The organism is Saccharothrix hoggarensis (assembly GCF_052936025.1).
The window spans coordinates 7,036,650-7,060,797 of the sequence record NZ_CP193624.1; the positions used below are offsets into that span (position 1 = coordinate 7,036,650).

The 24,148-nt window shown below is 71.7% G+C and carries 23 protein-coding genes; 8 read left to right on the forward strand and 15 right to left on the reverse strand.

Going from position 1 to position 24,148, the window contains the following annotated elements; all coding sequences use genetic code 11:
- Window positions 1–37: 37 nt before the first annotated feature.
- Window positions 38–4,042, reverse strand: a complete 4,005-nt coding sequence (gene eccCa, locus ACRAKH_RS31880) for a type VII secretion protein EccCa (RefSeq protein WP_380727046.1) — start codon at window positions 4,040–4,042, stop codon at window positions 38–40.
- Window positions 4,043–4,348: 306 nt separating this feature from the next.
- Between eccCa and eccD the strand changes: the two genes are divergently transcribed.
- A complete protein-coding gene (gene eccD / locus ACRAKH_RS31885) occupies window positions 4,349–5,743 on the forward strand; it encodes a type VII secretion integral membrane protein EccD (RefSeq protein ID WP_380727048.1) in 1,395 nt (464 codons plus the stop codon).
- A gap of 7 nt (window positions 5,744–5,750) precedes the next feature.
- Window positions 5,751–7,154 carry a type VII secretion-associated serine protease mycosin gene (gene mycP, locus ACRAKH_RS31890; protein WP_380727050.1) on the forward strand — a complete coding sequence of 468 codons (1,404 nt, stop codon included), beginning with the start codon at window positions 5,751–5,753 and terminating at the stop codon, window positions 7,152–7,154.
- A 202-nt stretch (window positions 7,155–7,356) separates the two neighbouring features.
- Here the strand turns inward: mycP and ACRAKH_RS31895 are convergent, their stop codons facing one another.
- The 3 genes from ACRAKH_RS31895 to eccB form a co-directional block, all read right to left on the reverse strand.
- Window positions 7,357–8,433 carry a WXG100 family type VII secretion target gene (locus tag ACRAKH_RS31895; protein ID WP_447009491.1) on the reverse strand — a complete coding sequence of 359 codons (1,077 nt, stop codon included), beginning with the start codon at window positions 8,431–8,433 and terminating at the stop codon, window positions 7,357–7,359.
- A 16-nt stretch (window positions 8,434–8,449) separates the two neighbouring features.
- On the reverse strand, window positions 8,450–8,806 hold the full coding sequence (locus ACRAKH_RS31900) for a hypothetical protein (RefSeq protein ID WP_380723431.1): 357 nt from the start codon (window positions 8,804–8,806) through the stop codon (window positions 8,450–8,452).
- A gap of 69 nt (window positions 8,807–8,875) precedes the next feature.
- Complete coding sequence (gene eccB / locus ACRAKH_RS31905) at window positions 8,876–10,513, reverse strand: type VII secretion protein EccB (protein ID WP_380723432.1); 1,638 nt, start codon at window positions 10,511–10,513, stop codon at window positions 8,876–8,878.
- A 172-nt stretch (window positions 10,514–10,685) separates the two neighbouring features.
- Here eccB and eccE point away from each other — a divergent pair, with 172 nt between their 5' ends.
- From eccE to ACRAKH_RS31925, 4 genes are all read left to right on the forward strand, one after another.
- The gene (gene eccE, locus ACRAKH_RS31910) at window positions 10,686–11,981 is read left to right on the forward strand and encodes a type VII secretion protein EccE (protein ID WP_380723433.1); all 1,296 of its coding nucleotides are present in this window, start codon (window positions 10,686–10,688) and stop codon (window positions 11,979–11,981) included.
- 14 nt (window positions 11,982–11,995) lie between these two features.
- Window positions 11,996–12,700, forward strand: coding sequence for a hypothetical protein (locus ACRAKH_RS31915; RefSeq protein WP_380723461.1), 705 nt, complete (start codon window positions 11,996–11,998; stop codon window positions 12,698–12,700).
- Window positions 12,701–12,957: 257 nt separating this feature from the next.
- Window positions 12,958–14,520: a S8 family peptidase gene (locus ACRAKH_RS31920; RefSeq protein WP_380723434.1), complete on the forward strand. Its 1,563-nt coding sequence runs from the start codon at window positions 12,958–12,960 to the stop codon at window positions 14,518–14,520.
- Window positions 14,521–14,666: 146 nt separating this feature from the next.
- Window positions 14,667–15,245 carry a Uma2 family endonuclease gene (locus ACRAKH_RS31925; RefSeq protein WP_380723435.1) on the forward strand — a complete coding sequence of 193 codons (579 nt, stop codon included), beginning with the start codon at window positions 14,667–14,669 and terminating at the stop codon, window positions 15,243–15,245.
- Window positions 15,246–15,248: 3 nt separating this feature from the next.
- Here the strand turns inward: ACRAKH_RS31925 and ACRAKH_RS31930 are convergent, their stop codons facing one another.
- The gene (locus ACRAKH_RS31930; protein WP_447009492.1) at window positions 15,249–16,316 is read right to left on the reverse strand and encodes a glycosyltransferase family 4 protein; all 1,068 of its coding nucleotides are present in this window, start codon (window positions 16,314–16,316) and stop codon (window positions 15,249–15,251) included.
- A gap of 49 nt (window positions 16,317–16,365) precedes the next feature.
- Here ACRAKH_RS31930 and ACRAKH_RS31935 point away from each other — a divergent pair, with 49 nt between their 5' ends.
- Both ACRAKH_RS31935 and ACRAKH_RS31940 read left to right on the forward strand, forming a co-directional pair.
- A complete protein-coding gene (locus ACRAKH_RS31935) occupies window positions 16,366–17,103 on the forward strand; it encodes a PIG-L deacetylase family protein (protein WP_380723437.1) in 738 nt (245 codons plus the stop codon).
- Window positions 17,100–18,068 carry a lysylphosphatidylglycerol synthase transmembrane domain-containing protein gene (locus ACRAKH_RS31940; protein ID WP_447009493.1) on the forward strand — a complete coding sequence of 323 codons (969 nt, stop codon included), beginning with the start codon at window positions 17,100–17,102 and terminating at the stop codon, window positions 18,066–18,068. The genes ACRAKH_RS31935 and ACRAKH_RS31940 overlap by 4 nt, the downstream gene beginning before the upstream one ends.
- Here the strand turns inward: ACRAKH_RS31940 and truA are convergent.
- The 10 genes from truA to ACRAKH_RS31990 form a co-directional block, all read right to left on the reverse strand.
- On the reverse strand, window positions 18,034–18,825 hold the full coding sequence (truA, locus tag ACRAKH_RS31945) for a tRNA pseudouridine(38-40) synthase TruA (protein WP_380723439.1): 792 nt from the start codon (window positions 18,823–18,825) through the stop codon (window positions 18,034–18,036). The two genes, ACRAKH_RS31940 and truA, sit on opposite strands and share 35 nt — an antisense overlap.
- 59 nt (window positions 18,826–18,884) lie before the next feature.
- Window positions 18,885–19,472: a 50S ribosomal protein L17 gene (gene rplQ, locus ACRAKH_RS31950; RefSeq protein ID WP_380723440.1), complete on the reverse strand. Its 588-nt coding sequence runs from the start codon at window positions 19,470–19,472 to the stop codon at window positions 18,885–18,887.
- A gap of 58 nt (window positions 19,473–19,530) precedes the next feature.
- Window positions 19,531–20,583, reverse strand: coding sequence for a DNA-directed RNA polymerase subunit alpha (locus tag ACRAKH_RS31955; RefSeq protein WP_380723441.1), 1,053 nt, complete (start codon window positions 20,581–20,583; stop codon window positions 19,531–19,533).
- A gap of 142 nt (window positions 20,584–20,725) precedes the next feature.
- Entirely contained in the window at window positions 20,726–21,331 is a 606-nt protein-coding gene (gene rpsD / locus ACRAKH_RS31960) for a 30S ribosomal protein S4 (protein ID WP_380723442.1), read from the reverse strand.
- A gap of 23 nt (window positions 21,332–21,354) precedes the next feature.
- Window positions 21,355–21,762 (reverse strand): 30S ribosomal protein S11, encoded by a 408-nt coding sequence (gene rpsK, locus ACRAKH_RS31965; RefSeq protein WP_015105236.1) that lies wholly within the window; start codon window positions 21,760–21,762, stop codon window positions 21,355–21,357.
- A 33-nt stretch (window positions 21,763–21,795) separates the two neighbouring features.
- Window positions 21,796–22,176, reverse strand: coding sequence for a 30S ribosomal protein S13 (rpsM, locus tag ACRAKH_RS31970; protein WP_380723443.1), 381 nt, complete (start codon window positions 22,174–22,176; stop codon window positions 21,796–21,798).
- Window positions 22,177–22,389: 213 nt separating this feature from the next.
- Window positions 22,390–22,503 carry a 50S ribosomal protein L36 gene (gene rpmJ, locus ACRAKH_RS31975; protein ID WP_010148647.1) on the reverse strand — a complete coding sequence of 38 codons (114 nt, stop codon included), beginning with the start codon at window positions 22,501–22,503 and terminating at the stop codon, window positions 22,390–22,392.
- A 53-nt stretch (window positions 22,504–22,556) separates the two neighbouring features.
- On the reverse strand, window positions 22,557–22,778 hold the full coding sequence (gene infA, locus ACRAKH_RS31980; RefSeq protein ID WP_005166804.1) for a translation initiation factor IF-1: 222 nt from the start codon (window positions 22,776–22,778) through the stop codon (window positions 22,557–22,559).
- 161 nt (window positions 22,779–22,939) lie between these two features.
- Entirely contained in the window at window positions 22,940–23,329 is a 390-nt protein-coding gene (locus tag ACRAKH_RS31985; RefSeq protein ID WP_380723444.1) for a DUF1707 SHOCT-like domain-containing protein, read from the reverse strand.
- 33 nt (window positions 23,330–23,362) lie between these two features.
- The gene (locus tag ACRAKH_RS31990) at window positions 23,363–23,791 is read right to left on the reverse strand and encodes a DUF1707 SHOCT-like domain-containing protein (protein WP_380723445.1); all 429 of its coding nucleotides are present in this window, start codon (window positions 23,789–23,791) and stop codon (window positions 23,363–23,365) included.
- Window positions 23,792–24,148: the final 357 nt, after the last annotated feature.

Consider the following 24,148-nt stretch of genomic DNA (forward strand, 5'->3'; position numbering starts at 1 on the left):
GCGGGGCCCCCTCGTCGTGCCGAGCGGTCGGACCGGGTCAGTCCGGGTCGATCCACGCCACCTGGATGCGCTGCTGGCCCAGCTTGCGGGTGACCAGCGTGCCCCGGCCGGGAGGCTGCGGCGACGCCTTGAGGTTGCCCACGATCGCGCCTTCCTCCTTCGAGCCGGAACCCACCAGGATCGGCGCCGAGATCTCCTTCAGCTTGCCCAGGATCGGGTCGTACATCGCCCGCGACGCGCCACCCATGCGGCGCACCGCGACGATGTGCAGGCCGACGTCCTTGGCCTGCGGGATGAACTCCGCCAGCGGTTGCAGCGGGTTCGCCGCGCCCTGCGGCGCGACCAGGTCGTAGTCGTCCACGACGACGAACAGCTCGGGGCCCTTCCACCAGGACCGGTTCTTCAGCTGCTCCTGCGTGACGTCCGGACCGGGCAGGCGGCCGTTCATCGAGCCCCGGACGTCCTTGATCATGTCCGTGAGCTGCGCCGACGACACCGCGTACGACAGCAGGTGGTCCGTCTCGATGTAGCCGAGCATGGTGCGCCGGTAGTCGACCAGCATGATCAGCGCCTCGGTGGAGGTGTAGCTGTTCATGATGCCGCGCACGATCGTGCGCAGCAGGTTGGTCTTGCCGGACTCGCCGTCGGCCAGGCACATGAAGTGCGGGTCCGCGTCGAAGTCCAGGTACACCGGGGCCAGCTCGTCCTCGTTGACGCCGATCGGCACCAGGTGGCCGCGGTTCGGCCGCTGCTGCTGGACCTGGGCCATGAACTCGGCGTGCGGCAGCAGGTCGGGCAGCAGGCGGACCTGCGGCGCGCGCTTGCCGCGCCAGACCGCGTTCACCTTGGCGATCATGTCCTGCACGCCGGCCGCCACGTTCTCCGCGTCCGACGACGCGTCGATGCGCGGCAGCGCGGTGAGGAAGTGCAGCTTCTGCGGCGACAGACCGCGACCGGGCCGGCCGGGCGGCACGTTGACCGCGACCTTCCGGTCCACCTCGGACTCGCTCGGGTCACCGAGGCGCAGCTCGAATCGCGTGCCGAGGAGGTCCTTCATCGCGGGCCGGATCTCCGCCCACCGGTTCGCCGCCACGACCACGTGCACGCCGTACGACAGACCCTGCGCGGCCAGCGCCTGGACCATCGGCTCCAGCGCCTCGAACTCCTGCCGGAAGTTCATCCAGCCGTCGACCAGCAGGAACGCGTCACCGAAGTTGTCGTCGCGGATCTCGCCGCGCCGCCTGCGGTTGCGGAACTCGACCATCGAGTCGATGCCCTGCGCGCGGAACCGCTGCTCGCGCTCCGAGATCAGGCCCGACAGCTCGGCCACCATCCGGCGCGCCTTGTCCACGTCCAACCGGCTGGCGAAACCACCGACGTGCGGCAGGTTCTCCAGCGACGCGAGCGTGCCGCCACCGAGGTCGAGGCAGTAGAACTGCACTTCCTCGGGGGTGTGCGTCAACGCCATCGCGGTGATCAGGCTGCGCAGCATCATCGACTTGCCCGACTGCGGACCGCCGACGATCGCGCCGTGGCCCGCCGCGCCGGAGAAGTCGGCCCACAGCAGGTCCCGCCGCTGCTCGAACGGCTTGTCGACCACGCCGAGCGGCACCTGGAGCTTGCCGTTGGAGAAGAAACCGGGCGCGGTCAGACCGCGGTCCTCGGTGGCCTGCAGCGGCGGCAGCAGGGTGTCCAGCGACGGCGGCTCATTGAGCGGCGGCAGCCACACCTCGTGCGCCGGCGGGCCCTGGCCCACCAGCCGCTCGACGATGACCTCCAGCTCGGACGGCTCGTTGCTGTCCTCTTCCTTCTTCTCCTGCTTGACCGGCTCCAGCGGCCGGACCGGCTCCTTGGGGATCTCGATGTAGTCCGGCACGAAGTACCGGGGCCGCTTGTCGCTGGTCACCGGCGCGGACGGGCCCGCGACCTGGAGACCGGCGGGCCGGTACGGGCCGGACACGTACAGCGCCTTGAACCGGGTCAGCGGCGAACCCTGCACGCCCAGGTACCCGGAACCGGGGATGGGCGGCAGCTCGTACGCGTCCGGCACGCCGATCGCGGCGCGCGACTCGGCGGCGGAGAACGTCTTCAAGCCGATCCGGTACGACAGGAACGTGTCGAGGCCGCGCAGCTTGCCTTCCTCCAGCCGCTGGGAGGCCAGCAGCATGTGCATCTGGAGCGACCGGCCGACGCGGCCGATCTGGAGGAAGATGTCGATGAAGTCCGGCTTCGCCGTCAGCATCTCGGAGAACTCGTCGATGCAGATGAACAACGCCGGCAGCGGGTCGAGGTCGGCGCCGTTCTCGCGCGCCTTCTCGTAGTCCCAGACGTTCTTGTAGTTGCCCTTGGCGAGGACCTCCTGCCGCCGGGAGACCTCGCCGGCGATGGCGTCCTTCATGCGGTCGACCAGGGTGAGGTCGCCCGCCAGGTTGGTGATCGTCGCGGCGACGTGCGGCGCCTTGTCCAGCCCGAGGAACGTCGCGCCACCCTTGAAGTCGACCAGGATCATGTTGAGCGACGTCGACGAGTGCGTGGCCAGCATGCCCAGCACGAGCGTGCGCAGGAACTCGGACTTGCCGGAACCGGTCGCGCCGATGCACAGGCCGTGCGGGCCCATGCCCTCCATCGCGGCTTCCTTGATGTCCAGCTCGACCTGCTGACCGAACTCGCCGATGCCGAACGGCACGCGGTAGCGGTCGCGCACGGGGCGGGGCCGCCAGGCGGCCTGCACGTCGAACGTCATCGGGTCGCCGGGGATGCCCAGGAACTCCAGCAGCGGCGGGTTGTTGCTCATCGACAGCGGGTCCTCGTCGCTGCCGCCCGCCTCCACGCCGCCGATCCGGTACGGCGACAGCCGCCGGGCCAGCGCCTCGGCCTCGACCACGCTCAGCCAGTCCGGCGAGCCGAACCACTCGACGCCGCTCGCGCTGCGCGCGCCCAGCTTGCCGTCCTCGATCACCAGGCGCAGGCCGCGGCGCGCGGTCAGGTTGCCCAGCGACTCGGACAGGTCGAGGAGGGTGACGCCGACCAGGCCCTCCTCCAGGATGATCTGCTCTTCCCGGGTGACGTCGCCGTCGTCGATCAGGATCACGATGTGCGGCTGGTCGGCGGGCGGCGGCGCGTTGCGGGTGAACCGCTGCCGGTCGCGCAGCTGCTCGTCCAGCATCTGCTCGACCTCGGCCAGCGAGCCGGCCATCATCCGCATCTGCCCGATGCCGTCGATGATCGACGGGTGCTGCACGTGCGGCAGCCACTTCATCCACTCCCACTCGGCCTTGGTGCGGCCGGTGGTGACGACGGCGATCAGCAGGTCGTCCGGCGAGTGGAAGGTGGCCATCTGCGCGAGCAGGGCGCGGGCCAGGCCGCGCTTCTCGTTGATCTCGCCGAGGAGGCCGACGGCGGCGAAGCCGCGCAGCGCGATGGAGATCGGCAGGTCGGGCACGAGCGAGTGGGCGCGCACGAACCGGCGCAGCGCCAGCGTCGCGATGGGCTCCAGCTCCTCGACCGGGCCCGTCTGCGGCGGCACGAGCCGGGTGGCCAACCGCTGCGAGCCGCGGCCCGCGCGCAGGTGGCAGAAGTCGGGGTCGTTCTGCCGGCGCTCCCACATGCGCCGGGTGGTGGCCAGGGACCACAGCATCTGGGGGTCCGGGTGGACCCACTCGCGCTCGGCGCGCTGCTCGTTGGCGGCCTCGCGGGCGCGGTCCCGCATCTGGCCGAGGTACCGCAGGTAGTCCTTGCGGTCCTCGTTCATCTCGGCCTTCTTCTGGCCCTTGCCGCCGCCCATGCCACCGGCCATCATGCCGATGGTCGAGACCAGCATCATGCCGGGCATGATCATCGCAGCGGGGCTGCGCCCGCTGTAGCTGAACATCAGCACCATCATGCCGACGGACGACACGATCATGACGACGGGCATCGCCTTCATCATGATGTTGCCGGGGATGACCCGGGGCACCTCGGGCGGCGGTTCCAGGTGGACCTCACCGCCTGGCGGGCGGGGAGCGGCGAGGCGTGCCGTGCGCTTGAACTGCAGCGTGCTCACCTGACAGGCACCTCTTCAGCGTCGATCCCGTTGCGATCCGCCCGACCCGGCGGACCGGGTGACGGTGGCGGGCCGCCGGCGACTGGCGCCACCCGCGGCAACCGACACTATGGCGCATCGGATCGGCCCACGAAGGGGGGTCCGGCAAATCCGCGTCCAACGTGTTGCGCGGAACGGCCCTGGTTCGACGCCCGCGGCGGCCATACTGCACCCGGTGCTCCGGGGCGGCCCGTGGCACGTCCGACCGGACCAATAGGGTCGGGTCGGAACCACAAGCAGACACTCATCAGGACTTAGGGGGCGCTGGTGGCGACCGGTACGACGGTGTTCAGCCGGGTGACGGTGGTTGCGCCGCGAACGCGTATCGACGTCGCGCTGCCCGCAGACGTCGCGGTGGCCGACCTGCTGCCCATGCTGCTGGACATGGCCAAGGAGGCCACTCCGGACGGTGGCGTGCGGCACGGCGGGTGGGCGTTGGCCAAGCTGGGCGACAGCCCGCTCGACCCCAGCCGCACCCTCGCCTCGCTCGGCGTGGTCGACGGCGAGCTGCTCCAGCTGCGCAAGCGCAACGAGAACCCCCCGCCCCCGCTGTACGACGACGTGGTCGACGCGATCGCCGAGTCCGACCCGGACAGCTTCCGCCCGTGGACCAAGGACACGGCCCGCAAGTACGGCCACCTGGCGGGCGCGCTGGCGCTCGTCACGGCGGCCATCGCGGTGCTGATGTCCGGTCCGTTCGCGGGCGGCGACAACCTGTGGCCCGCGATCTGCGCGGGCGTCATCGCCATCGCGGCGCTCGCCGCGGGCGCGGTCGTGGCGCGCGCGTACGGGGCGACCGACACGGGCGTGCTGATCGCGGCGGCGGGCGGCCTGCCGATGGCGTACGTCGCCGGCCTCTACATCGTGCCCGGTCCGCTGGGCCGGCCGAGCCTGCTGCTGGCCAGCGTGCTGGTGCTGATCTTCGCCTCGGCCGCCATCATGCTGATCGGCCGCGGCATCACGGTGTTCATCGCCGCCGCCACGGCGGGCGCGCTGAGCGGCCTCGCGTTCCTCGTCGGCATCTTCGTCGACCACCCGGTCCAGGGCATCGCGGCGGCCACCGCGGCCGTCTCGCTCGCCGCCCTGTCGATGCTGCCCCGGTTGACGATCCAGCTGGCCAAGCTGCCGCTGCCGACCGTGCCGGGCAGCGCCGAGGACCTGAAGGAGGACACCGGCTTCCCGGAGTACTCCGTCATCGAGCGGCGCACGGCCAACGCGCACGAGTACCTGACCGGCATGATCGTCGGCTGCGGCGGCATCGCCGCGCTGTTCGCCGTCATCGCCGCGGGCGACGGCTCCATCTGGGGCCCGCTGCTGGCGATCGTGGTGACGCTGGTGCTGCTGCTGCGCGGCCGGGCCTACGCCAACGGCGCGCAGGCCGTGGCGCTGCTGGCCAGCGGCATGGTCGCGGGCGCCGGCGTGCTGCTCGGGTGGCTGGTGGACTCCTCGCCCGGCGACCGGCTGCTGTACGTGTTCGGCACCCTCGTGGTGGTCGGCGCGGGCGCGCTGGTGCTCGGCGTGATCTTCCCCAACCAGAAGTTCTCGCCGGTGCTGCGGCGCACGGTCGACGTGCTGGAGGCCATCCTGATCGCCGCGGTCCTGCCGCTGGCGCTCGCCGTGATGGACCTCTACGTGGCCATGCGCCAGCTCATCCCCGCGTGAGGCCGTGATGCGCATCCGCAAGATCGCCGCGCTGACCGCGGTCGCGGTCACCCTCGTGACCGCGCCCGGCGCGCACGCGCAGCCGACCACGACCACGCCCCCGGCGGGCCGGCCGAACTCCCAGCCGCCGCCCGTCGACCTGGCGAAGTACCTCCGCAACCCGGAGCCTCCCCAGGAGGACGTGGACTACAAGAAGCACAAGAACTGCATCACCTCCGGCACGGGCGACCGGCGCATCCCCAACAAGCCGTGGGGCCAGATGCAGCTGCGCCTGGAAGAGGCGCACCGCTTCGCCACCGGCAAGGGCGTGAAGCTCGCCATCATCGACACCGGCGTCAACGAGAAACACCCGCGGCTCGCCGGCCGGGTCATCCCCGGCGGCGACTACGTGGAGACCGGCGAGCGCGGTGTCGTCGACTGCGACGGCCACGGCACCGAGGTCGCGGGCGTGGCGGCGGCCAGCCGCGACGACGAGACCGGTTTCGTCGGCGCGGCGCCCGAGGCGCAGATCATCGCCTACCGGCAGACCAGCGACTACTACAAGTTCGAGGACCCCAAGAAGGTCGACAACCGGGCGTCCGCGGGCAAGGTCGACACGCTCGCGAAGGCGATCGTGGCGGCCGTGAAGGACGGCGCGCAGGTCATCAACATCTCGTTGACCGCGTGCGCCCCGCCGACCGAGCCGAGCACCGGCGAGCGCGAGCTCCAGGCCGCCGTGCACTGGGCCGTGAGCCAGAACGTCGTCGTCGTGACCGCGGCGGGCAACATCGACGCGGAGAGCGGCTGCGCGCTCCAGAACGACAACCAGAACCCGAACGACGTCAACGTGGTCGCGTCGCCGCCCTGGTACTCCGAGGACGTGCTGTCCGTGGCGTCGATGAACTCGGTGGGCGCGGTGTCGACGTTCTCGGTGTGGGGCCCGTGGGTGAGCGTGGCCGCGCCGGGTGAGGACATCGTCACGCTCGACCCGAACGGCCAGGGCCTCACCGACGCGAACGCCAACGAGAACAGGCAGCTCAGCCCGATCCAGGGCACCAGCTTCGCGGCGCCGTACGTGGCGGGCGTGGCGGCGCTGGTGCGCGAGCGGTTCCCGAAGCTGACCGCGCGGCAGGTGATGGACCGCATCAAGGCCACCGCGCAGCACCCCGGCAACCCCACCGGGCGGGACAACAAGATCGGCTACGGGATGATCAACCCGGTGGCCGCGCTGACCGCCGAGCTGCCGTCCGAGCGGCCGGGCGCGAAGCCCGCGACGCCCGAGCAGCTGATGACGAGCCTCGACCCGCTGAACCCGCCGAGCAGCACGCCGATGATCGTGGCGCTGGCCGGGACCGGCGCGGGCGTCGGGCTGCTCCTGCTGACGATGTTCATCGTCCACACGGTCAACCGGAACCGGGCCAAACGGGTGTGAATTTGATGGCGCCGCCTCCGGCGTCGCGGCTCGGTCGCCATGAAGTCGGTCGTTCGAGCCTCGTTTCCCGCCGATCGAAGAGCGTGATCGGCGGGAAAGGAGTCTCGAACGACCGACGCGACCTCGCGGGGTGTGTCCTCCGTTCAGGACACTTGGGCTCGGTGCGAGCGGGCGGTTAGTCCTCGCCGTGCGAACGGGGCTGTTAGTCCTCGCCCAGGACCGGCGGGGCGGACTTCTTGGGCTTGCCGAACACCTGCTCGGTGGAACCGGCCAGTTGGACCTTCGCCTTGTGGTCCTTGTCGCCGCCCTGCTGCGGGGCGCCGGCCATGCCGCCCATCATCCCGGCGCCCATCATCCCGGCGCCGCCGACGGGCGCGGCCGGACCGTGGCCGGCCGCCGCGGCGGCGGCCGGGCGGGCGCCCGGCTCCACGGGACGGGGTTCGGAGACGCCGGTCGAACCGCCCTGCTGCATGCGTTCCGGGGCTTCGCCACCGGGTGCGCCGCCACCGGGGATGCCGCCACCACCACCGGGAACTCCGCCGGGGACGCCGCCGCCGCCACCGCCCGGGACGCTGCCGCCGCCGGAGGCTGGGGCACTGCCGGTGGCGGCGGGTTTCGTCTCGGGAGTCGGGGTCTGCGGGACCGTCGCCTTCGGCGGCTCGGTGAACGTCCAGTTCTGCTCGGGGTACTTGTGCTCCATCTTCACGCCGGCGAAGCCCTCGGCGCCGGACACCCCGTCGCACAGCCGGAGGAACGCCTCCAGCACGTCGCGCACCGACTCGTGCAGCTCCTTCGCCGGGTCGTGCAGCTCGTCCAGTGCCTCCACCACGCGCCGGTCGCCGTCCACCGGCAGCGCCGCCGCGCCGGACACCGCGTCGGCCGCGTCGGCGTACACGCGCGCCATGTCCTCCACGATGCCGCGGAGGCCCTCGGCGGTCTGGTCCAGCGCCTCGCCCATCGCGTGCATCGCGTCGGACATGTCGTGCCCTGCCAGCCCGACCTTCTGCATGTGCTCGACGAACGAGTCCGCGTCCTTGCCCTGCCACGCCGAGTCGAGCTTGCCGAGCGGCTTGGTCAGGTCCCGCGTCACGTGCTCGGCGACGAGCCCGGCCTTGCGCCAGCGCTCCGCCTCGTCGTGCAGGTCGTTCCAGTCGCCCACGACGGGCGCGAAGTAGTCCGCCACCAGGTCGCGGACGCCGAGCCGCCGGCTGATCCCCGACAGGTAGTCCAGTTCCGGCCCGACCTCGGCGGCGATCTGCCTGCCGTCCTTGCCCCGCATCAGCCCACCCACCCCGTCAGCGCCGGTCGGCGTTCTTGATCAACGCGACGGCCTCGTCGTCCTGGGCGCCGTAGTGCTCGGCCACCTCGTGCAGGCCCTGCCCCGCCGACGTCAGCACCTCGCACGCGCGGTCCAGCTGGTGGTTCAGCATCTCCGACGCGCGGCGGTACGCCTCCGCGTTGCGCAGCGTCCGCCCCAGCTCGCCGAAGCTCCGCTCGCGCACCGGCGCGTCCCGCAGCGCGTCCCGCGCCTTGGACAGCTCCTCGGCCGCCTCGTCGACGCGCTTGGCGTACAGCTCCAGCCAGCGCGGGTCGACCGACACCCGGTGGGCGCCCACGGCTGCCGCCACGGGCGTGCGTGTGACCTCGTTCACCCGGACACCTCCTGCCCCCTATGACGGGAACCGGCCCGTGCCGGTTCCGTCACGGGGAGTCCGCACGGCTCAGCCGCCCTGCTTCTTGGCCTTGTCCTCGGGCAGCAGGCCGTTGTCCTTCGGCACGGGGATCGAGTCCCAGCTGCGCGAGGCGTCGTTCCGGTTGAGCTGGGGCCCGTTGGGCAGCAGCCGCAGGATCGACTCGGGCCCCGGCGCGAAGCCGTCCGCGCCGAGCCCGAGCGCGCCCGCCGTCAGCACGTCCGGGATGCCGTACTTCACGCCGCGGCCGGTGATGAGGTGGATCGGGCCGCTGGCGAAGTCCTGGGTGGACGTCGCGCTGCGCACCACGGCCGCCTTGCCCGGAGCCATCGCGAACTGGCTGACGACCTCGCCGGTCGCGCCGACCTGGTTGATCTCCACCGGCACCACGTCGGACGGGATCGGCAGCGACGGCGCGATGGTGACCTTGGTGTGCTGGGACTTGTTGTCCGCGTTCACGTTCTGGGCCTGCCAGCCCAGGCAGATCACCCGGTTGTTCTGGTTGGGCTCCAGCACCTCGGGCACGTCCGGCGGGTAGTCGGCGAAGTCGAGCTGGTCGGCGGTCTGCGCGTTGTTGATCCGCGCGATGTCCACCAGCTTCGGCTCGGCGCCCTGCGCGTACGTCGCGCGGATGAGGTCGGCCGCCGCGCGGCTCACCTTCTGCAGGCCTTCCTTCAGCGCCACGTAGAACTCGGGGTCCGCGCCACTGCGGCGGACCTCGATGACGTCGCTGACCTGCAGGTTCACCCCGCTGACGTAGGTCACCGGCTGGTCGCGGCCGGGGATGTCCGGCGCCACCAGCGGCTTCGCCTCGGGGATCGCGTTGAGCAGGCCCGTGCTGATCGCGCGCGGGTTCTTCTGGCTCAGGTTCAGCGCGGTGCGGATCTCCGGCTTGGTCAGGTCGACCTTGGCCCGCACCGTCGACGTCGACGTGATCTTCGAGTTCTGCGGCGCCTTGTAGATCAGGTACGCCTGCTTGTCGTCGGTGCCCGCGCGCACCAGCAGGGCGCGGTTGCCGTCGAGCAGCTCGCCGCCGCCGCTGTAGCCCGCGAGGACGGTGGTGGTGAACTTGCCCGGCGCCGCCGGGTCGTTCAGCGACTCGTCCAGCGCCAGGGTGTCGCAGACGGACCAGTCGGAGCCGATCCGGGCCTCCGGCGCCGGCAGCACGTCCGGGCCGTCGGGGATGCCCGTCAACCGGCCCTTCGCGAGCTTCGCCAGCGCCTTCTCGGTGACCAGCTTCGGCTCGCCGCCCGCCACCTGCGGACCCTGGTTGAGCTGGCCCGCCGCCGCGTCACTGCCCGCGACCGCCGCCTGGCTCTTGTCGGGCTGCTGCATCTGCAACAGCAGGAGCCGCGCGGACGCGAGGTTCGTCATGGGGATCAACGTCTTGGGCTTGCCCTGCCGCACGACGTAGACCTGGCCGGTCTCCTTGGAGATGGCGATCTGGGTCTGGTCGTCGACCTGGGGGTCCGGCGAGAAGAAGCCGAAGATGAGGAAGCCGATGAGGCCGATGACGCCGAGCAGGACGCCCACCGCGGTCGCACGCGAGTGCGTGCGCATCGGGTCGTGCAGCATCACCGCGTCTCTGCGCACCAGGGCGGACTGCATCCGGCGCAGCACGAAGCGGTAGGCCTGGACCTGTGACTTGGTGGTGGGTGTTGATGCCATTCTCGGCTCGCTGCTCTCCCAGTCGCGGTACGGTCTGCACGATAGCCGGACGGCGGGTGGTCCGTGTGCGGGTTGGTCAGACCCGGTCGGTCCCACCCGGCGCACGCCGACGGAAAGAGAACCAGAGCGGATGTCCGTGACCACCCCACATCCGGGCCCACCCAACCCCGCCATGGCGCGCGCGCAGGCCGCCGGGGGCGCCGTGCGCGCCGCGGTGCTCCGGGCACGCCGACGCACGGCGGGCGCGAGCCTGGGTTCGCTGCCGGTCGCCAACCTGGTGGTGCTGGAGGTCGGCGTCGCGATCGGCCTGGTCCTGCTGACGATCGGCGCCACGGGTGACGGCGTGAAGCCCGTGCCGATGTACGTCGCGGGCGGCATCGTCCTCATCGCGCTGATCCTCGCGTTCACCCGGTCCCGCGGTCGCTGGCTGACCCAGTGGATCGGCTTGATCGTGCGCTTCAACTTCCGCTCGCACTCCCGCACCGCCAAGCGCAGCGGCCCGGTCGAGATGAAGCCTCCGTCCGAAGAGGAGTCCACGGTCATCGGGCCGGACGACCCCCGGGTGGCGTTGCTGCGCCTGGCCGTGCCGGACCTCGTGGTGGCCCGCGGCGTCGACCACGAGCGCCGCCCGCTGGGCATGGCGTGGCACCAGGGCGCGTGGACCGCAGTGCTGCTGGTCGACCCGGCCCCCGGTCTGATCACCGCGGTGGGCAGCGCGCCGTCGCTGCCGCTGGGCGCGCTCGCGCCGACGCTGGAGGACCGCGGCGTGGTCCTCGACGCGATCTCCGTGATCTGGCACTGCTACCCCGGCAGCGCGGCGCTGCCGGTGAACTCCCCCGCGCTCAACTCGTACCTCGAAGTGCTCGGCCCGCTGCCCGCGGCGGCCCGCCGGACCACGTGGATCGCCGTGCGGCTGGACCCGCGGCGGTGCGCGGCGGCGATCCGGGAACGCGGCGGCGGCGTCGTCGGCGCGCACCGGGCGCTGATCGGCGCGCTGTCCCGCGTGCGCAACGCGTTGGAGTCGACGGGCGTGTCGATCCGCCCGCTCGACCCGGACGAGCTCATCCGCGCGGGCATCTCGGCGGCCGAGCTCACGTCGGTGGCCGGGTCCAACACCTCGGTGTCGTTGCGCGAGAAGTGGTCCGGCGTGACGGCGGGCGGCGTCGGCCACGCCAGCTACGCGATCACCGGCTGGCCCGCCAAGGGCATGCGGAACAACCTGAACGCGCTGACCGGCGTGCGGGCGCTGTCCTCGACGCTGTCCATGACGATCTCGCCGAGCAGCGAGCAGGGCCAGGTCGGCCTGCGCGGCATGGTGCGGGTGAGCGCGCGGACGCCGTCCGAACTGGACCGCGCGGACGACCGGCTGAAGGCGTTGGCCGACAAGCTGGACATCACGCTGACCCCGTTGAACGGCCTGCAGGTCGCCGGGCTGGCCGCGACGCTGCCCCTCGGAGGTGTGGCGTGAGCAACTCCCGGTTGATGGACTCGCGCGGCAAGGGCGTGGCGCCGGAGTTCCTGGTGTCGCCGCAGATGCTCGACGTGGTCAGCCCGTCCGGCGACCGCGGCGGCATGGTGCTCGGCTCCGGCCTGCAGGGCGAGCCGCTGACGATCTCGGTGCTGCGCTCCGCGCCCACCCGCATGGTGGTCGTCGGCGGGCTGTACCTGGCCCGCCAGATCGCGTTGCGCGCCATGGCGACGGGCGCGTGGATCACCATCGCGACGGGCCGCCCGGCGGCCTGGCAGCCGGTGGTGCGGGCGGCGGGCGCGGGCCCGGACGGCCGCCCCTCGCCGCTGGTGCAGCTGCGCCGGCTGAGCCCGGTGGAGCTGCCCCGGCCGTCCGAGGACAGCCCGCTGCTGGTCGTGCACGACGGCGGCCACGTGCCGCAGGAGCTGTTCCCGCCGCGCTCGCCGTGGCAGACCACGATGTACGTCCTGCCCTATTTGCACCCGCAGGCGGCGAACACCGCGAATTCCGCGGACCTCGTCCTGCTCCAGCGGCTCCCGGTCGGGCAGGCGCAGTTGGCGAGCCAGATCTGGCGCCTCCCACCGCAGATGGCGCACCAGCTCACCACGTTGAAGGACGACCAGGTGATCGCGCTCGGCACGAACCTGTGGCTTCCGTTGCGCCTGGTCACCACTCCCGGTGAGCAGCAGATCCTCGGCGCGGTCCGCCGCGGCGACTGACCGGCGACCACTTCCCGGCAGGCCCGGTGTGCCCTCGGACAATGTCCGGGGGCACATTTTTCGATGAGGGGCCAGTCACTCGGCGCACCAATTCGTTCACAGCTTGAATAAACTGTGTACGAGTCGATCGTCGGTTGTTCCCGACAAATTCTTGCGCGCCGGCGGCAGCGCGAACTAGGAACAACTCACCGTGTCCGTCCGGTCTCGGGGGCGACGCCGGCCGGACACCCACCCTGCGAAAGAGGAGAACCCCTGACATGGGAGACGTTCGCGCGTCCTGGACGAAACGGCTGGCCGGTGTCGGGCTGGCCACGGGCACGGCGTTCGCCGTCACCGCCGCGCTGACCACCTTCACGTCCGCGGCGGCGGAGGGCGAGATCGTCGGCCTCGGCGCGCCGAACGCCGTGAAGGACAGCTACATCGTCGTGCTCAAGGACATGAACGCGAGCAGCGTGGGCACGCTGAGCGGCAAGTACCGGGCCAAGGTGAAGCACACGTACACCAGCGCGCTGCGCGGCTTCTCGGCCACCATGACGGAGGTGCAGGCCCGCAAGCTCGCCGCCGACCCGTCGGTGGCGTACGTGCAGCAGGACGGCGAGGTGTCGATCTCCGGCACGCAGGCGCCGACCCCGTCGTGGGGCCTGGACCGGATCGACCAGGCCGCGCTGCCGCTGGACAACTCCTACACCTACCCGAACGAGGGTGAGGGCGTCAGCGCCTACATCATCGACACGGGCATCCGGTTCACGCACACCGACTTCGGCGGCCGCGCCGTGAGCGGTCGCGACACCGTGGACAACGACAGCGACGCGACCGACTGCAACGGCCACGGCACGCACGTGGCGGGCACCGTCGGCGGCGCCAGGCACGGCGTGGCGAAGAAGGCCAAGCTGGTCGGCGTCCGGGTGCTGAACTGCGCGGGCTCCGGCACGTACGCGGGCGTCATCGCGGGCATCGACTGGTTGACCGCCAACGCGGTCAAGCCGGCCGTCGCGAACATGTCGCTCGGCGGCGGCGCGGACGCCACCGTCGACCAGGCCGTGCGCAACTCCATCGCGTCGGGCGTGACCTACGGCCTCGCCGCGGGCAACGACAACGGCGCGAACGCGTGCAACACCAGCCCGGCGCGCACCACCGAGGGCATCACGGTCGGCTCCACGACCAACACCGACGCCCGGTCGTCGTTCTCCAACATCGGCTCCTGCCTGGACATCTTCGCGCCGGGCTCCTCCATCACGTCGGCCTGGTACACCAACGACACGGCCACCAACACGATCAGCGGCACGTCGATGGCGACGCCGCACGTGGTCGGCGCGGCCGCCGTCTACCTGGCCGCGAACCCCACCGCCACCCCGCAGCAGGTGCGGGACGCCCTGGTGAACGGCGCGACGAGCGGCGTGGTCGGCAACGCGGGCACCGGCTCGCCGAACAAGCTGCTCCGCCTGGCCGGCTCCACCACCCCGCCGCCCACCGGCTGCGCGCCGAGGACGAACGCGACCGACGTCGCCGTGCCGGACCTGGGCACCGCGTCCAGCCCGATCTCGATCACCGACTGCGCGGGCAAGGCGAGCGCGACCTCCACGGTCGAGGTGCACGTCAAGCACACGTACCGGGGTGACCTGATCATCGACCTGATCACGCCGAGCGGCGCGGTCAAGCAGCTCAAGGTGCAGTCCGGTTCGGACGGCGCGGACAACGTCGACGCCACGTACACCGTGAACCTGTCGGCGGAGAACGCCAACGGCACCTGGCAGCTGCGCGTGCGCGACGCGTACAGCCAGGACACCGGCTACATCGACACCTGGACCCTCGACCTCTGAAGGCTCACCGGACCAGTCGCACGACGAGCGGCCCCTCACCACTTCCGCCGGTGAGGGGCCGCTCCACGTTTCACCTGATCAGGGACGGCGTCGCCCCGGTGGGACTGTGGCAGGGTCATAATCGAGTCGATCCTGGAGGTGGACCCGTGTCCGCAGCTCTGCAGCACCCGATCGGCCCGACCACGGTCGAAGACTGGCTCGCCCTTCCTCCTTCCGAGGACGGGTCGCGCACCGAGCTGATCCAGGGACATCTCCACGTGTCACCCGCACCCTCCTTCCGGCACCAACTGATCGCGTTCGAGCTGGGAGTGCAGATCCGCGGCGCGGTCAACGCCGGCGGGAACCGGAACCTGCGCGCCGTGCCGGCCGTGAACGTGAAGATCTCCTCGACCTTGCGCACCGGGCTGATCCCCGACGTCGCGATCGTCGACAGGCCGACGGGCGTGGTCTTCCCGGCCGAGGCGCTGTTGCTGGCGGTGGAGGTCTGGTCGCCCGGCAACCCGCGTGCCGAGCGCGAGGCGAAGATGGCCGGATACGCCTCCGCCGGTGTGCCGTTCGTGTGGACGGTCGACCAGAAGACCGAGTTGCACGAGCTGAGGCTCACCGCGCACCGGCTCGACGGCGACCGCTACGTGGTGGCGCAGACCGTGCGGGCCCCTGGCCCGGTGACGATCAACGCCGCGCCGCTCCCGATCACCGTCGACCTGGGCGACCTCGGCGTCTGACCCTCACACCCGCGTCGCGCACGCCTGCAACGCCTCCAGCACCCGCGGCCACGTGCAGTGGACCGGTTCGGTCGCCCGGTTGTGCGCCGCGATCCGCAGCCGTTCCCCCCGGTCCTGCACCAGGCGCGTGATCCCGCCGGCGAGATCGTCCGTCAGCACGCCCTCCACGCCGTCGCGCACGAAGTCGGCCACGCCCGTCCCCGGCCGCGCGACCACCGGCACGCCCGCCGTCCGCGCCTCCAGCGCCGCCAGCCCGAACGCCTCCCGCGCCGCCGCGTTGACGAACACGTCCGCCCCCGCGAGCAGGCGGCCGACGGCCCGCCGGTCCAGCCGGCCCGGCAGGCTCACCCACCCCATCCCGTTCCGCTCGACGTACCGGCGCAGCACGGCCATCTCCGGCCCCGCCCCGGCCACCGTCGCCCGCAGCGGCACGTCGGCGCGCACCTCCCGCAGCGCCCGCAGCAACGCCATCGGCTCCTTCCGCGCCGCGAGCCGTCCCACGGACACGACGTGCACCGCACCGTCCGGCCGCCGCGTCGGGGCGCGCCGCCACGACGACGGCACGATCCCGTTCGGCACCACGCCCACCGGGACGCCCGGCACGACCGCCCGCACCCGCTCCGCCGCCACCCGGCTCACCGCCGCCAGCGCCACCGGCGCGGAACTCCACGAGGCGAACCGGTCCAGCACCCGGTAGCACCGCTGCACCACGGGGTCCCACAGGCTGTGCACGACGACGACCACCGGCACGCCCAGCCGCGACGCCGACCGCACCCCCGACCACGCGAACGGCGAGATCGCGCCGACGTGGACGTACACGACCGACGGCTCCAGCGAGGCGAGCACCCGGTCGAGGCACGTGCCGGCCCTGGGGTGCACGGGCACGTCCCACGGCAGCCGCACGGCGATCCGGTGCACCGAGTACCCGGCGCCGTCCGACGCGAGCCTGGTGGCCGTCACCACGTGCACCTCGGCCCCGTTCGCGGCCTGCGCGCGGGCCAGTCCGGCGACCTGCACCTCGATCCCGCCGAGGCGCGGCAGGAAGCAGTCGGAGACGTGGATGATCGACACTCGCGCTCCCGTCAAGCCGCCGAACGGACCAACTGACACTCTTGCACCCGTGAGCCGAACCTGCGTGTTCTTCCACGCCCATCCCGACGACGAAGCCCTGCTGACCGGCGGCACGATGGCGCGCCTCGCCCGCGAGGGCCACCGCGTGGTGCTGGTCGTCGCGACCGCCGGCGAACGCGGGCTCAGCGCGGCGAGAACCGACCTCGGCGCGGTCCGCACCAGGGAGGCCCACGAGTCCGCGCGCGTCCTCGGGTGCGCGCGCGTGGAGTTCCTGGGCTACCGCGACTCCGGGCTGGACGGCCGGCGCGGTTTCGCCCGCGCCGACGTCGCCGAGGCCGCGGAACGGCTGGCCGAGCTCCTGCACGAGGAACGCGCCGACCTGCTGACGACGTACGACCCCGCCGGCGGCTACGGGCATCCCGACCACGTGCAGGTGCACCGGGTCGGCGCGTTGGCCGCCGAGCTGGCCGGCACGCCCCGCGTGTGGGAGGCGACGGTCGACCGCACGTCCCTGCTGCGCGGACTGCGGGTGGCGCGCCTGGCCCGCAGGTTCGACCTCGACCCGTTCCGGCACGCCTTCACCGCCCGCGACGAGATCACCCACTCGGTGGACGTCCGGCGGTACGCGCACGTGAAGCGGGCCGCGATGGCCGCGCACGCCACGCAGACCACCGGCGGCGAGTCGACCCGGACCCTCGCCGCCCTGCTCACCCTGCCGTCGCCGCTGTTCAAGCTGGTCCTCGGCACCGAGTGGTACGTGGAGCGCAAACGATTGCGGGCCCGGTGAGGCAGTCGTCCCACGTCCGGCGGACCCCCGTCCGCCGGCTCCGCGTCGCCGCCTCGCTGGCGTCCCTCGGCCTGGCGGCGTGGCTGGTCGTCGCACTGGTGCCCGCCGTCGGCGGCGTGGCGTGGACGGCGGTCGGCGACCAGGTGCGCCGGATCGGCCCCGGCACGGTGCTGGGGCTGACCGCCCTCTGGCTGGCCGGGCTCTGGACCTACACCTCCGTGCTCACCGGCTCACTGCCCGGCCTGCGCCGCACCCAGGCGTTCAGCCTGAACGCGGCGGGCAGCGCCATCAGCAACGTCCTGCCGTTCGGCGGCGCGGCCGGGGTGGCGGTGACGGCGGTCATGGCGGCGAGCTGGGGCCACTCGGCGCGCGCCATCACCACGTCCGCGATCGTCAGCGGCCTGTGGAACGCCCTGTTCCGGGTGGCGCTGCCGGCGCTCGCGCTGGCCGTGCAGGGCGCGGCGGTGCTGGGCCACGGCATCCTGCTCGCGACGGTGACGGCGGCCGGCGGGCTGCTGCTGGCCGTCGTCGTGCTGCTGCGCCTGCGGTGGCTCGGCCGGCTGCTCGGCGGGCGCGCCACCCGGTTCCTGCTGCGGCTGCGCCGGGAGACCGGCCGGGTGGTGCGGGACGGCTGGCGGCGGATGACCCTCGGCATGCTCGGCTACCTGCTGCTCCAGGGCCTGCTGCTGTGGTGCTGCCTGGCCGCCGCGGGCGTCCACCTGGGACCGGGCCCGACGGTGGCGGCGTTCGCGGTGAGCCGGCTGCTGACCCTCGCCGTGATCACGCCCGGCGGCGTCGGGCTCACCGAGAACGGCACCATCGCGCTGCTCGTCAGCCTCGGCACGCCCGCCGCGCCGGCCGTCGCGGGCGTGCTGCTGTTCGGCTTCTTCACCTACCTGGCGGAGATCCCGCTCGGCGCGGCGGCGTGGCTCACGTGGTCGGTGCGACGCGCACGTTCCGGGTGACCGCGGCCCGCGCGGCGAGCTCGTCGTCCGCCGGGTAGTCGACCCGGACCAGCGACAACCCGTGCGGCGGCGCCACCGTCACCTCGCTGGACCGCGCGGTGAGCGACAGCAGCGACGCGGGCCAGCCCACCGGCTTGCGCCCCTCGCCGACCGCCAGCAGCGCCCCCACCAGGCTGCGCACCATCGAGTGGCAGAACGCGTCCGCGGACACGAACGCGGTCAGCACGTCACCGTCCCGCACCCACTCCAGGCGCTGCAGCTCCCGGATCGTCGTCGCGCCCTCGCGCCGCCGGCAGAACGCGCAGAAGTCCCGTTCCCCCAGCAGCAACCGCGACGCCTCGTTCAACGCCCCCAGGTCCAGCGGACGCGGCCACGCCAGGGTGTCCAGCCGCCGCAACGGGTGCGCGCCGAACGGCGCGTCCGTGACCCGGTACTCGTAGTGCCGGCGCAACGCGGCGAACCGCGCGTCGAACTCGGCCGGCACGACCCGCGCCGAGAACACGCGCACGTCCGCGGGCAGCGCCCGCGCCAACCGCTTCGGCAAACCGGCGACGTCCACGCCGGACGGCAGGTCGACGTGCGCCACCTGCCCCGACGCGTGCACGCCCGCGTCCGTCCGGCCCGCCACGGTCAGCTGCACGTCCTCGCGCAGCACCGTCGACATGGTGTCCTCCAGCACGCCGCACACCGTGCGCCGGTCGGGCTGCCGCGCCCAGCCGGAGAAGTCCGTGCCGTCGTACGCCAGGTCCAGTCGCACACGAACGAGCCCGTCGTCCCCAGCGGGGGCGACGGGCTCGTCGGTGAAGTGCGCGTCCGTCAGGACTCGTCCTTCTTCTCGGCCTTCGGTGCCTCGTCGTCGGACGCGTCCTCGGCGCCCTCGGCGGGCTCCTCGGCGGCGTCCTTCGTGGCGGACTCGGGCGCCTCGGCGTCCTGGTCCTGCACGTCCTCGGACTTCGTCTCCTCGGTCGCGGCCGCCGTCTCGTTCTTGGGGGCCTCGTCCTTGGCGAACTTGGTCTTGCGGGCGCGCTCCGCCTCGGAGGTGACGGTCTTCTCCGCGACCAGCTCGATGACGGCCATGGGCGCGTTGTCGCCCTTGCGCGGCATCGTCTTGGTGATGCGGGTGTAGCCACCGGGGCGGTCGGCGAACTGCGGGCCGATCTCGGCGAACAGCTTGTGCACGATGTCCTTGTCGCGGATCACCTTCAGGATCTCGCGACGGTTGTGCAGGTCACCGACCTTCGCCTTGCTGATCAGCTTCTCGGCGTACGGGCGCAGCCGCTTCGCCTTGGCCTCGGTGGTCGTGATCCGACCGTGGGTGAACAGGGACGTGGCCAGGTTGGCCAGCATCAGCCGCTCGTGGGCCGGCGAGCCCCCGAGACGGGGTCCCTTGGTGGGGGTGGGCATCGAATTGCTCCTCGGATTTCTTTCTGATCCTCTGCTCCGGCCCGGCCGCTAAGCGACCTCAGAGCTGCTCGGTCTCCGCGTAGTCCTGGCCGTCGTCGTGGGAGTCCACGGTCGTGTCCGTGCCCCAGCCTTCGGCCGGGTAGTCGGACGCGGCGGCCGACGGGTCGAACCCAGGAGGGCTGTCCTTCAGCGCGAGGCCGAGACCGACGAGCTTCATCTTGACCTCGTCGATCGACTTCGCGCCGAAGTTGCGGATGTCCAGCAGGTCCGCCTCGCTGCGCGAGACCAGCTCGCCCACGGTGTGGATGCCCTCGCGCTTGAGGCAGTTGTAGGACCGGACGGTGAGGTCCAGGTCCTCGATCGGCATCGCGAACGCCGCGATGGTGTCCGCCTCGGCGGGCGAGGGGCCGATCTCGATGCCCTCGGCGTCGACGTTCAGCTCGCGGGCGAGGCCGAACAGCTCGACCAGCGTCTTGCCGGCGGACGCGACGGCATCGCGCGGCGTGATCGACGGCTTGGTCTCGACGTCGAGGATCAGCTTGTCGAAGTCGGTCCGCTGCTCGACACGGGTGGCCTCGACCTTGTAGGTCACCTTCATGACGGGCGAGTAGATCGAGTCGACGGGAATGCGGCCGATCTCGGCGCCCGCCTGCTTGTTCTGCACGGCGGGGACGTAGCCGCGACCGCGCTCGACCACGAGCTCGATCTCCAGCTTGCCCTTGCCGTTCAGGGTGGCGATGTGCAGGTCGGGGTTGTGCACGGTGACACCGGCCGGAGGCACGATGTCGCCCGCGGTCACCGCGCCCGGCCCCTGCTTGCGCAGGTACATGGTCACCGGCTCGTCCTCCTCGGAGCTGACGACCAGCTCCTTGAGGTTGAGGATGATGTCGGTGACGTCTTCCTTCACACCGGGGACGGTCGTGAACTCGTGCAGCACACCGTCGATGCGGATGCTGGTCACGGCCGCGCCGGGGATGGACGACAGCAGGGTGCGGCGGATGGAGTTGCCGAGGGTGTAGCCGAAGCCCGGCTCCAGCGGCTCGATGACGAACCGGGAGCGGGTCTCGTTGACCGATTCCTCGCTGAGCGAGGGGCGCTGGGAAATCAGCACTGGGTTCTTCCTCTCTTACCCCGACGCCCGCTATTTGACGTCGTGGAGACCGGTCGCGGAGACCGGCAAACGCGGGCGGCACACCATTCCGTACCGCCGCGGGACCCGACTGGAGGGGCCGCGGACGGCCCCTCCAGGAGGATCACTTCGAGTAGAGCTCGACGATCAGCTGCTCGGTGACGGGCGTGTCGATCTGCGCCCGCTCCGGCAGCTGGTGGACCAGGATGCGCAGGTTGGACTGCACGACCTGGAGCCACGCCGGGATCGGCCGGTCGCCGAAGGAAGCACGCGCGGCCTCGAAGGGCAGCGTGGGCAGCGACTTCGGCTTCACGTCGATGATGTCGAACTTCGACACCCGGTAGCTCGGGATGTTCACCTTGTGGCCGTTCACGATGAAGTGACCGTGGCTGACCAGCTGGCGGGCCTGACGACGGGTGCGCGCGAGACCCGCGCGGTACACCACGTTGTCGAGGCGGGACTCGAGGATCTGCAGCAGGTTCTCGCCGGTCTTGCCGGGGCGGCGAACCGCTTCCTCGTAGTAGCGGCGGAACTGCTTCTCCAGCACGCCGTAGGTGTAACGAGCCTTCTGCTTCTCCTGGAGCTGCAGCAGGTACTCGGACTCCTTGATCCGACCGCGGCCGTGCTGGCCGGGCGGGTAAGGACGACGCTCGAACGCCTGGTCCCCGCCGACGAGGTCGACCTTGAGACGGCGCGAGATGCGAGTGGCCGGTCCGGTATAGCGAGCCATGTTGTCTTACTCCTCCCCGTGCCTCAGACCCGGCGCCGCTTGGGCGGGCGGCAGCCGTTGTGGGGCTGCGGGGTCACGTCCTGGATGGTGCCGACCTCGAGGCCGGCGGCCTGCAGCGAACGGATCGCGGTCTCGCGGCCGGAGCCGGGACCCTTCACGAACACGTCCACCTTGCGCATGCCGTGCTCGGCGGCCTTGCGGGCGGCGTTCTCGGCGGCCATCTGCGCCGCGAACGGCGTCGACTTGCGCGAGCCCTTGAAGCCGACGTGGCCGGCGGAGGCCCAGCTGATCACGTTGCCCAGCGGGTCCGTGATGGACACGATGGTGTTGTTGAACGTGCTCTTGATGTGCGCCTGGCCGTGCGAGACGTTCTTCTTTTCCTTGCGCCGGACCTTCTTGACCCCGGCGCCCGTGCGGGACTTGGGTGGCATTTCTGGGTGAACTCCTACTTGCTAGACGCGAGGTTACTTCTTGCCGGCCTTCTTCTTGCCCGCCACGGTCTTCTTCGGACCCTTGCGGGTGCGCGCGTTCGTCTTGGTGCGCTGCCCGCGGACGGGCAGGTTGCGACGGTGGCGCAGCCCCTGGTAGGTGCCGATTTCCATCTTGCGGCGGATGTCGGCCTGAACCTCGCGGCGGAGGTCACCCTCGACCTTGAAGTTGTTCTCGATGTAGTCCCGCAGCTTCGCCAGGTCGGCGTCACCGAGGTCCTTGACCCGGAGGTCGGGGGACAGCTCGGTCGCGGTCAGGACTTCCTTGGACCGCGTGCGCCCGATGCCGAAGATGTAGGTCAGCGCGATCTCCAACCGCTTTTCGCGGGGGAGGTCTACGCCAGCGAGTCGTGCCATACGGCGCTTGCTCCTAACAGTGGTGTCGCTCCAGGTCTGCTCCTCGCCCGGTCCCGGGACTGACTCGCTGTGTCAGTTCCGGTCGCTTTCACGACCGGTGTCCCGGCCCCGGCCTGGAGTCCGGGGGTGTGCCGCCGACGTTCCGGCGGCAGGTGCGAGGAGGCTTACTCGGTGTCGCGTCCGGTGAAGACCCGACTCGTGCAGGGGGTCTGCTCAGCCCTGGCGCTGCTTGTGGCGCAGGTTCTCGCAGATCACCATGACCCGACCGTGACGGCGGATCACCTTGCACTTGTCGCAGATCTTCTTGACGCTCGGCTGGACCTTCACGCCTGAGCTTCTCCTGCGTCAGCCGGTGCGCCCGTGCTGGGGCGCGCCGGAGGTCACTTGTAGCGGTAGACGATGCGCCCGCGGGACAGGTCGTAGGGCGAGAGCTCCACGACAACCCGGTCCTCAGGGAGGATGCGGATGTAGTGCTGACGCATCTTGCCGCTGATGTGTGCCAGGACCTTGTGACCGTTCTCCAACTCGACGCGGAACATCGCGTTGGGAAGCGGCTCGACTACGCGGCCCTCGACCTCAATGGCCCCGTCCTTCTTGCCCATGTCCTCCGCGTTTCGTGACGGTGGGTGTTACTTCCGGAGTGCGGGCACGCGGCACCCCGACTCCTCCAGGCCCTTGCGAACCCTGCCACCTCCGGGGACGAAGATCCCCGGGCATGACGGAACCGGCGCGACGAATGCGCCACCTGTCCATAGTACGCGGGTCAGCTCGAACGCCCAAATCGGGCCAGGTGGGCGGCCAGCAGGACCAGACCCCACGGGCCCGCCACCCAGATCCACCAGGGGTGGAGGGCTTCGCCGACGGCGAGGCTGATGACTCCCCAGATGAGGAAGTTGATCGCGCTGGCGGCGAACCAGGCGCCGGTGACGACCTTAGTCACCCCGTCGACGCGGCGCTTCACCGGCTCGGGTGACACGCGGGGCAGGTCGGCGGTGAGGGCCGTGAGTTCGGCGTACGTGCGGGCCTCGTACGCGGCGCGGGTCCGCTCGTCGAACTCCGACAGCGTCAGCCGGCCCTCGGTGTGGGCGCGGGACAGCTCCGCGGCGACCGCGGCCCGGTCGCGATCAGCCGCCCTGGTGAACGGGTCCTGCACGGCGCCACCTCCTCGCCGTCTACTATAACACTGTTACCGATGGTCGTCGGTCATCAGCCGGACGACGCCGAGCACCGCGCCCGCCGGGACGGCGATCCACAGGAACCAGGGGTGCGCGAACCCGTCGCCGACGAGCAGGCTCACGAGCAGCCAGAGGGCGAAGTTGAACGCGCTCACGGCCAGCCAGATAGTCGTGAGGACCCGCAACGCCTTCCGCCCGCCGCCGCGCGCCTTCACCGGTGGCGGTGGCGGGGCCGGTGGCGGGGCCGGGCTCACCGGCAGGTCGGCGACGAGGAGCGCGAGGTCGCCGCGGGTCTTGGCCTGCCAGGAGCGCACGACCCTGGCGTCGAACTCGGCGAGGTCGAGGCTGCCGTCGGCGTGGGCGCGGCGGAGCCACAGCTGGACGAGCTCGCGTTCGGCGTCGGAGGCTCGCACGTCCTCGGGCCGCACAGGATGCGTCACCGTGCCATCGTGGCCGCGCCCACCGCCCCGGAGAATGGGGCTAACCCCCCACTTCAGCCGGCACCCGCCACACCGCCACGCCCGCCGGTGCTCACCACGCCGCCACACCCGCCGTGCCACCGCGCCCGCCGGTGCTCACCGCGACCGCCACGACCGCCGATGCGCACCACGAAGGCTCACGCAGGGGTCCCCGCCCAGGGGATCCCTGTTTTTGATCCTGCCACGAAGCACCGACAGTCCCCGGCCACCGGGCGCCACCTGTGGACAACTCGCGCAACCACCGCGCCGCGGTCGAGCTGCCCGAACCCGGCGGCTCCCAAACCCGGCGGTCCCCAAAGCCACCAGGACCCGCGCAAC